8 protein-coding genes are annotated in these 6,991 nt (G+C 67.2%); all 8 read right to left on the reverse strand.

Features of this window, described 5'->3' with window-relative positions; all coding sequences use genetic code 11:
* The 8 genes from ACWF0M_RS35385 to ACWF0M_RS35420 all read right to left on the reverse strand — a co-directional run bounded on the left by ACWF0M_RS35385 (position 1) and on the right by ACWF0M_RS35420 (position 6,845).
* On the reverse strand, positions 1-876 hold the full coding sequence (locus ACWF0M_RS35385) for a carbohydrate ABC transporter permease (protein ID WP_452240117.1): 876 nt from the start codon (positions 874-876) through the stop codon (positions 1-3).
* Positions 873-1,811: a carbohydrate ABC transporter permease gene (locus ACWF0M_RS35390; RefSeq protein ID WP_452240118.1), complete on the reverse strand. Its 939-nt coding sequence runs from the start codon at positions 1,809-1,811 to the stop codon at positions 873-875. Before ACWF0M_RS35390 ends, ACWF0M_RS35385 begins: the two co-directional genes overlap by 4 nt.
* Positions 1,808-3,103: an extracellular solute-binding protein gene (locus tag ACWF0M_RS35395; protein WP_452240119.1), complete on the reverse strand. Its 1,296-nt coding sequence runs from the start codon at positions 3,101-3,103 to the stop codon at positions 1,808-1,810. The genes ACWF0M_RS35390 and ACWF0M_RS35395 overlap by 4 nt, the downstream gene beginning before the upstream one ends.
* A 1-nt stretch (position 3,104) precedes the next feature.
* Positions 3,105-4,070, reverse strand: a complete 966-nt coding sequence (locus ACWF0M_RS35400; protein WP_452240120.1) for a GNAT family N-acetyltransferase — start codon at positions 4,068-4,070, stop codon at positions 3,105-3,107.
* Entirely contained in the window at positions 4,067-5,173 is a 1,107-nt protein-coding gene (locus tag ACWF0M_RS35405) for an exo-beta-N-acetylmuramidase NamZ family protein (RefSeq protein WP_452240121.1), read from the reverse strand. The genes ACWF0M_RS35400 and ACWF0M_RS35405 overlap by 4 nt, the downstream gene beginning before the upstream one ends.
* 123 nt (positions 5,174-5,296) lie before the next feature.
* Complete coding sequence (locus ACWF0M_RS35410; RefSeq protein ID WP_452240122.1) at positions 5,297-5,791, reverse strand: DUF5956 family protein; 495 nt, start codon at positions 5,789-5,791, stop codon at positions 5,297-5,299.
* A 66-nt stretch (positions 5,792-5,857) separates the two neighbouring features.
* Positions 5,858-6,625 (reverse strand): alpha/beta fold hydrolase, encoded by a 768-nt coding sequence (locus ACWF0M_RS35415; RefSeq protein ID WP_452240123.1) that lies wholly within the window; start codon positions 6,623-6,625, stop codon positions 5,858-5,860.
* 37 nt (positions 6,626-6,662) lie between these two features.
* Complete coding sequence (locus ACWF0M_RS35420) at positions 6,663-6,845, reverse strand: hypothetical protein (protein WP_452240124.1); 183 nt, start codon at positions 6,843-6,845, stop codon at positions 6,663-6,665.
* Positions 6,846-6,991 lie beyond the last annotated feature (146 nt).

Raw genomic sequence — 6,991 nt, forward strand, 5'->3', positions numbered from 1 at the left:
TCACTTGAGGCCACTGAGTACGACGCCACGCACGTAGTACTTCTGGAACACCAGGAACACGAACAGCACCGGCAACGTGCTGATCACCAGCCCGGCCATCACGATCGGCATGGTGCGGTCCGGATCGAGGAAGCTCTGCAGCAACTGGATCCCGACCGGTAGCGTCTGCAACGAGGGGTCGGACGACGAGATCAGCAGCGTCCAGATGTACTCGTTCCACGTGCCGATGAACGTGATCAGCCCGAGCGTGATCGCCACCGGCTTGGTCTGCGGCAGCACGATCAGCCGCCAGATCTGCCACTGGTTCGCACCGTCGATCTTGGCCGCCTCGAGCATCTCGTCCGGCAGCGAGATCATGAACTGCCGCATCAGGAAGATCCCGAAACCGGAGACCGTGAACGGCAGGATCAGCGCGAGCAGGCTGGTCGTCAGCCCGCCGTCACCGCCGCGGCCGAGGAAGTCGTTGCCGCCGGCCAGCGGCCAGTTGAGCATGATCAGGAACGTCGGGATCAGCAGCAGGAACGGCGGCAGCATCATCGTCGCGAGGATGAACCGGAAGATCACCGCTCGCCCGCGGAACCGCAGCTTGGCCAGCGCGTACCCGGCCAGCGCGGACGTGATCAGCACCGACACCGTCACGCTGACCGTGACGATCACGCTGTTGCGGAACAACCGCGGCAGCTCCAGCTGCGAGAACGCCTCGCGGTAGTTGTCCAGATTGAACGACTCCGGCAGCAGCTTGTACGGGATCACGCCGTACTCGCCCGCACCCTTGAACGAGCTCATCACCATGTCCAGGAACGGCATCACCATCGCCACCCCGCCGAGGATCACGACCAGGTACGCGAACCACGGGAACTTGCCGTGCCGCCTCACGAGGTCTCCTCTCCGCGCCGCCGGGCGACCCACAACTGCAGCAACGTGATCGCCAGGATGATCACGAACAGCACCATCGCCATCGCGCTCGCCGTACCCCAGGCGCCGTACTTGAACGCCCGCTGGTACATCTCGAACGCCGCGACGTTGGTCGCGTTCACCGGACCGCCGTCACCCGTCATCACGATGATCAGCGCGAACGACTGCAACCCGCCGATGAACTGCGTGATCAGCACGAACAGCAGGGCCGGCCGCAGCAACGGCACCGTGATCGACCAGAACATGTGCCACGAGCTCGCCCCGTCCACCTCGGCCGCCTCGTAGTACATCTCCGGGATCGCCTTCAGTCCGGCGGTCAGGATCAGGACGGCGCCGCCGATCGAGGCCCAGGCCTGTACGACGGTCACCGACGGCAGCGCGTACGACGCATCGGACAGGAACCCGATGCTGTTCACGCCGAGCTTGTTCAGGGCGCCGTTGATCAGCCCGGCCGGCTGGTACATCATCTTCCACACGTTGCCGATGGCCACGACCGTCGCGACCACGGGCAGGAAGTACAGCACCCGCCAGAACCCCTGGAACGCCAGCCGATCGATGCAGTAGGCAACCAGTACCGACCCGAACGTGGCCAGGAACACCGACCCGAACGCGAACAGCAGCGTGTTCACCAGGATCGGCTTGACGAACGTCCCGTCGAAGCTCAGGACGTCGGTGAAGTTCGCCGTGCCGGCCCACTTCAGGGTCCCGAGGTCGAACCCGCCCCAGTCGGAGAACGCGAGCACGATCGCGAAGACGAACGGCAGGATCAGGAACACGCAGAAGAACAGCAACGCCGGCGCGAGGAACAGGTACGCCGCCCGTCCCTCGCGCTGCAGCTTGCCGAGCCGCCGGGCCGGCACCACAACGGCACCGGCCTGGCCGACCGCGGCCGTCATTGCGGCTTGACCGCCTTGGCGGCCTGCGCCAGCGCGTCGTCCGGGTTCTTGCCGTCGGCAAGCACACCCATGATCGCGTTGTGCAGCGCGGTCTTCGCCTCGTACGCGCCCGGCTGGTTGGGTTCGGCCATCGCGTACGTCGCCGCGTCGTAGATCGGCGCCAGGTTCGGGTCGGACAGCGTTTTCTTGTACTCCGCCTGGTCAGCGGACCGCGGCGGGATCAGACCCTGATCCGCGAGCCACTTGCCCGTCTCCGTCACCTGGCCGTCCGTGCCATTGCTCTCGGAAGCCTTGTGCTCGTTCATCCACGTCAGGAACTTCCACGCCTCGTCGCCGTGCTTGCTGCGCTGGTTCACGCCCATGAAGAACCCGTACGCCAGCGAGCCCTTGCTGCCCGCGGTCGGCCCCGGGATCGCGGTCACGCCGACGTCGGAGGAGTACTTGTCCTTCATCTGGGTCTTCAGGCTGCCGATCCACCAGCCGGCCTGGATCGCCATCGCGACACCGCCGCTGCGGAACTGCTTGGTCGGCATGATCGACGGGTTGGTCGCCTTCGCGGCCGCGAGGTCGGCCTCGAACTTCAGCGCCGCCTTGCCCTCGGCGTTGTCGAACTGCGCCGTACCGTCCGGAGCGAGGAACTTCCCGCCGGCCGCGTCGAGGAGCGACAAGAACGGGTGCACGGACTTGTTGTCGCCGTCCTGGATCAGGCTGAGGCCCTCGACCTGGATGTTGCCCTTGGCATCCCGTTTCACCGTCTTCTTGGCGGCATCCGCGAGCTCGGCCCAGGTGGTCGGTGGCTTTGGTATGCCGGCCGCGGCGAGGATCTTCTTGTTGTAGAAGAGCACGTAGGTGTTCAGCTCGGTCGGGTAGCCGAGCAACGTGTCGCCGGTGGTGACCGCGCCGAGCGCGGCCGGGCTGTACTCCGCCTTGATCTTGGTCGCGATGTCGTCGGGGACCTTCGCCACGACGTTCGCCTTCATCAACTGGCCGCCCCACAGGCCGTACGCGCTGACGATGTCGGCGCCGCGGCCTCCGGTCTGCCGGACCGTCATCGTGGTGAGCAGGTCGTCGAACTTGACCACCTGCGCCTTCACCTGGACCTTCGGGTTCTCCTTGTTCCACTGCTGGATCATCTTGTCCAGCCCTTCCTTGGACGGGCCGTCGCTGTAGTGGCTCAGCAGCGTCAGCTCGACCTTGTCACCGCCTCCACCCGCTTCACTGCCGCCGCAGGCCGCGGCCGTGGCGAGCAGTCCGAGCGCAACGGCAAGCCGCAGACCTCTGGAAATCCTCATGTCATTCCTTCCCGCCATCCGGGAGCAGGGGCGCCCGGAGGATGGTGAACGTGCGGGTGATGTCGAAACCTGTCTTCAGGTACAGCTGCCCGGCGGCGGACTTCTCGCCGGTCCACAGGAACCAGGCACTATGCGCGCCGGCGGCGACCATCCGCTCGAGCGTCAGGTGCAGCAGCACCTTCCCGAGCCCGGTGCCGCGGGAGGCCGGCAGGACGCCGAACGGCCCGAAGCGGTCGATCACCGCCTCGTACGTCCCGTGCATCGCCCAGCCGAGGATCGCCCGGCTCGGATCGCGTGCGACCACAATGCGGTGCAATGGCAGACCGGATACGACGCCTTCGCGGATCGCGCGCGCCCAGTCCGGGTTGAACTCCGCGCCGGCGATCGCGATCAGCGCGGTCAGCTCGTCGTCGGATGGTGTACCAAAGCTGTAGCCCTCGGCCGTCAGCGCGTCGATCCGCTTACGGACCTCGACCGGCTTGGCATACCCGGCGAGGCTGCGGTCCATCGCGACCGCGTCGTACCCGCGCTCGAAACCCAGCGCGGCGAGCAGTCGAGCGGCTGACGGGTAGCGGGCTGCATCGAGACCGGGGAGGAAGTAGTTCGGCGTGTACGACGAGAAGTACACCTCGGACCGTCCGTGGGAGCGGATCCAGTCCATTGCCGCGGACAACAACTCACGCCCGAGGCCACGACCGCGGTACTCCGGATGCACGAAGAAGAAGGGGATCCAGCCGGACGCCGGCTCCAGGTCGTCGGCGTCGACGGCGATCAGCCGGCGGACGGCGTACGCGGCGCCGACGATCTGATCATTGATCACGGCCACCTGCAGACCGGCCGCGTCGAAATTGCGGTCGAGCAGGAACAGGTCGCGGAACCGCTGGTAGCTGATCGGATCGGCCGGTGCGGCAGCGGTCCACGCGGCGGCGATCGCCGGCCCGTCACCAACTTGGAACGAGCGGATCATCGGTCTGTCCCTTCGTAGAGCAGTACGCCGTCGCGTACCCATCCGGCCGGTGTGGTTGCCGCGGGCAAGAGTTCGACCGGGTCGTCACCGGCCTCCAGCGTTTTCCGCAGCGAGTCCGAACCCCACAACTTGTCGAGCGACGGCAGCAGATCGAAGTCGTCGGGATACAGCTCGTTCAGCACCCGCAGCATCACCAACGCGGTCCGCACCGGCTCGAACGCCTCCGGGTCCACGACATGCAGCTGTACGCCGGACAACGCCTGGCCCGCGTACTTGTGGAACACCGGCTCGAACCACGTCCGCCGGAAGATCACCCCAGGCAGCTCACACGCGCGCAGCGCCGGCACGAGCCGGTCGTCGACGTACGGCGCCCCGATCGTCTCGAACGGTCGCGTCGTACCGCGGCCCTCGCTGAGGTTCGTGCCCTCGAACAATCCGGTGCCGGGGTATACCAAAGCCGTGTCCGGGGTCGGCATGTTCGGCGAAGGGGGCACCCATGGCATACCGGTCCCGGTGGTCGAACGGGTCCAACCCTCGACGGAGACGACCGTTGCCGTGCCCAACTGCAGGGCGAGTTCGCCGACCGTCAGCCCGTGCCGGAGCGGGATCGGCGCCCGCCCGACGAAGCTCTCGAACCCGGGCTGCAGCAGCGGTCCCTCGACCCGGACGCCGCCCAGCGGGTTCGGCCGGTCCAGCACCACAAATGGCATACCAAGCCGGGCGGCCGCCTGCTGGCAGTCGTACATCGTCCAGACGTAGGTGTAGAACCGCGTCCCGATGTCCTGGATGTCGAACAGCAGCACGTCGACACCGGAGAACAGGTCGTCGAGTTCGGCCAACGTACGTCGGTAGGTGTCGAACACCGGTAGCCCGGTGTCGGGGTCGACGCCTTCCCCTTCGCTCGCACCCGCTTGCGCCGTACCGCGGAGGCCGTGCTCGGGACCGAACAACGCCGCCAGCGGCAACCCGGCCGCACCCAACGCGACCGACGTCGGCGTCAGGTCCGGCAGCACGCCGGTGAAGTTCGTGATCAGTCCCAGGCGCCCGTCCGGCACCAACCCCGGGTCCTCGGCCAGACGCTGCGCGCCGGTCCGGACCACCATCGCCACCACCAACCCAGATCATGGATCCTGCAGGAACTGGGTTGAAAACTTACCGATACTTCCAGTCAGAGGTCAATGGATTACGGACAACCGTTTACCACCCACCTGTCAGTACCACCGTGGTCACCTGAAGAGTCCGTGGACCGTCCGGTGTGCGTGACTGACGAAGGCGGGATTGCAGCTTGGGACGATCTCGCTGTCCGGGGACACAGTCGGCTCGAGCACCCGGTCGAGCACGGCCTGGACAGAGATATCGGGTGACGGCGGCTTGAGCAGCCAGAGCCGGTTGGCCGGCCGGGGTGGAACCTCTGCCTCGGCCAGCAAACCGTTGGAGTCCGCCTCGACCTCCGCGTACAAGTCGGCGGACCATGGCACGCGTTCGACAACGATGCCGTCACGCGAATGCTCGACCCAGCGTGTCGAACGGTCCACCACCCACGTTCGATGAGTTCTGGGCCATACCGCAGGCAAGAAGACCCAGAGGGGTTCCTCCGGTGCCATACTCCAGCCCTGATCTACCAGCTCAACCACCTCAGGTAGGTCGGCGGGTGGAAGCGCCACGCGCCCGTCGCCGGGTGCCGCGGGCGGCTCATCAAGTCCCCAGTCGAAACTCACCATCAGCGCTCTCCCAGCTGGTCTCACGGCACTCTAGACGAGTGCGCGGAGGGGCGAAGGCTGGCTGCTCTACGGCAGGAACGGGGTGAGTGCTGCCAAGAAGTCGTCGAGGCGTTCGGCGTGGACCCAGTGGCCGGCCTCGGGGACTTCGGCGTACTGCACCTGCGGGAAGTACGTCGCGATCGTCGCGCGGTGGTCCTGTTGGACGTAGTCGGACTTGCCGCCGTAGATGAACAGCGTCGGCCCGTCGTACACCAGGCCGGCAGCATCGGCGGGCCAGCCGGAGATCGCCGGCAGCGAAGCCTCGATGACCGGAAGGTTCGGTCGCCACCGGGCGCCGTCGGCGTCGAGGATCAGGTTCTGCAGCAGGAAGGCGCGCGTCCCAGGCGTCGGTACGGCGTCGACGAGCTGGGCGTCGACCTCAGCGCGACGGGTGATCGAGGACAGGTCGGCGTTCCGCATCGCTCGGGCGTACTCGACGAACGCCGGCGGGTATGCAACCGGCGCCGCATCGACAACCACGAGCCGCTCGACCACCGCGGGATGCTGCAGCGCGGTAAGCATCGCGGTCTTGCCGCCCATCGAGTGCCCGACGAGCGCGACCGGCCCGACCCCGAGCGACTCGATCGTCTCGCGGACGTCGTCGGCCATCTCCGGGTAGCTCATCGTCTCGACGTGCGGCGAGGTGCCGTGGTTGCGCAGGTCGAACGCGAACACCCGGTGCCGGTCCGCGAGCCGGCGCGCGGCGGTCATCCAGTTCCGTCCCGAGCCGAACAACCCGTGCATCACCACGACCGGCGTACCGGTTTCGCCGTACGCCGTGACCGGAAGCTTCATGCCCAACAACCCTTCACCGAGCTCACCGAGAACCCTTTCATCGGCTGCGCTGCCAGCAAGCAGTGTGCCAATGGCGCCGCTCGTCGAGCGACTGCGCACCGCCCAGAGCACCGAGCAGGCTGGGGTTCTCCGGCCACACGACGACATGCGGGGTGGCCGGCAGGATCTGCTGGTCGCAGCCCGGGCAGCGGTACGACTTCGCGGACGCGGACCCGGACACCCGCCGGACGTTCCACGAGCCGTCGGCCTTCGCCTCCCGGCTCTGGGTACCACCGAGCAGCGGGGGGGGGGGGGGCCCCCCCCGGGGGCCTGGGCGCCGGGTGCGGCTCTGGCTCGGGCCACGGTTCTGGGTGTGGTTGGGGTTGC

It is taken from the genome of Kribbella sp. NPDC055110 (genome assembly GCF_053607525.1).

Coding starts and splice junctions, on each gene's coding strand:
- ACWF0M_RS35405 (WP_452240121.1), bottom strand. CDS start 5,173: ATGGTGGTCCGGACCGGCGCGCAGCGTCTGGCCGAGGACCCGGGGTTG.
- ACWF0M_RS35395 (WP_452240119.1), bottom strand. CDS start 3,103: ATGAGGATTTCCAGAGGTCTGCGGCTTGCCGTTGCGCTCGGACTGCTC.
- ACWF0M_RS35410 (WP_452240122.1), bottom strand. CDS start 5,791: ATGGTGAGTTTCGACTGGGGACTTGATGAGCCGCCCGCGGCACCCGGC.
- ACWF0M_RS35390 (WP_452240118.1), bottom strand. CDS start 1,811: ATGACGGCCGCGGTCGGCCAGGCCGGTGCCGTTGTGGTGCCGGCCCGG.
- ACWF0M_RS35400 (WP_452240120.1), bottom strand. CDS start 4,070: ATGATCCGCTCGTTCCAAGTTGGTGACGGGCCGGCGATCGCCGCCGCG.
- ACWF0M_RS35415 (WP_452240123.1), bottom strand. CDS start 6,625: ATGAAGCTTCCGGTCACGGCGTACGGCGAAACCGGTACGCCGGTCGTG.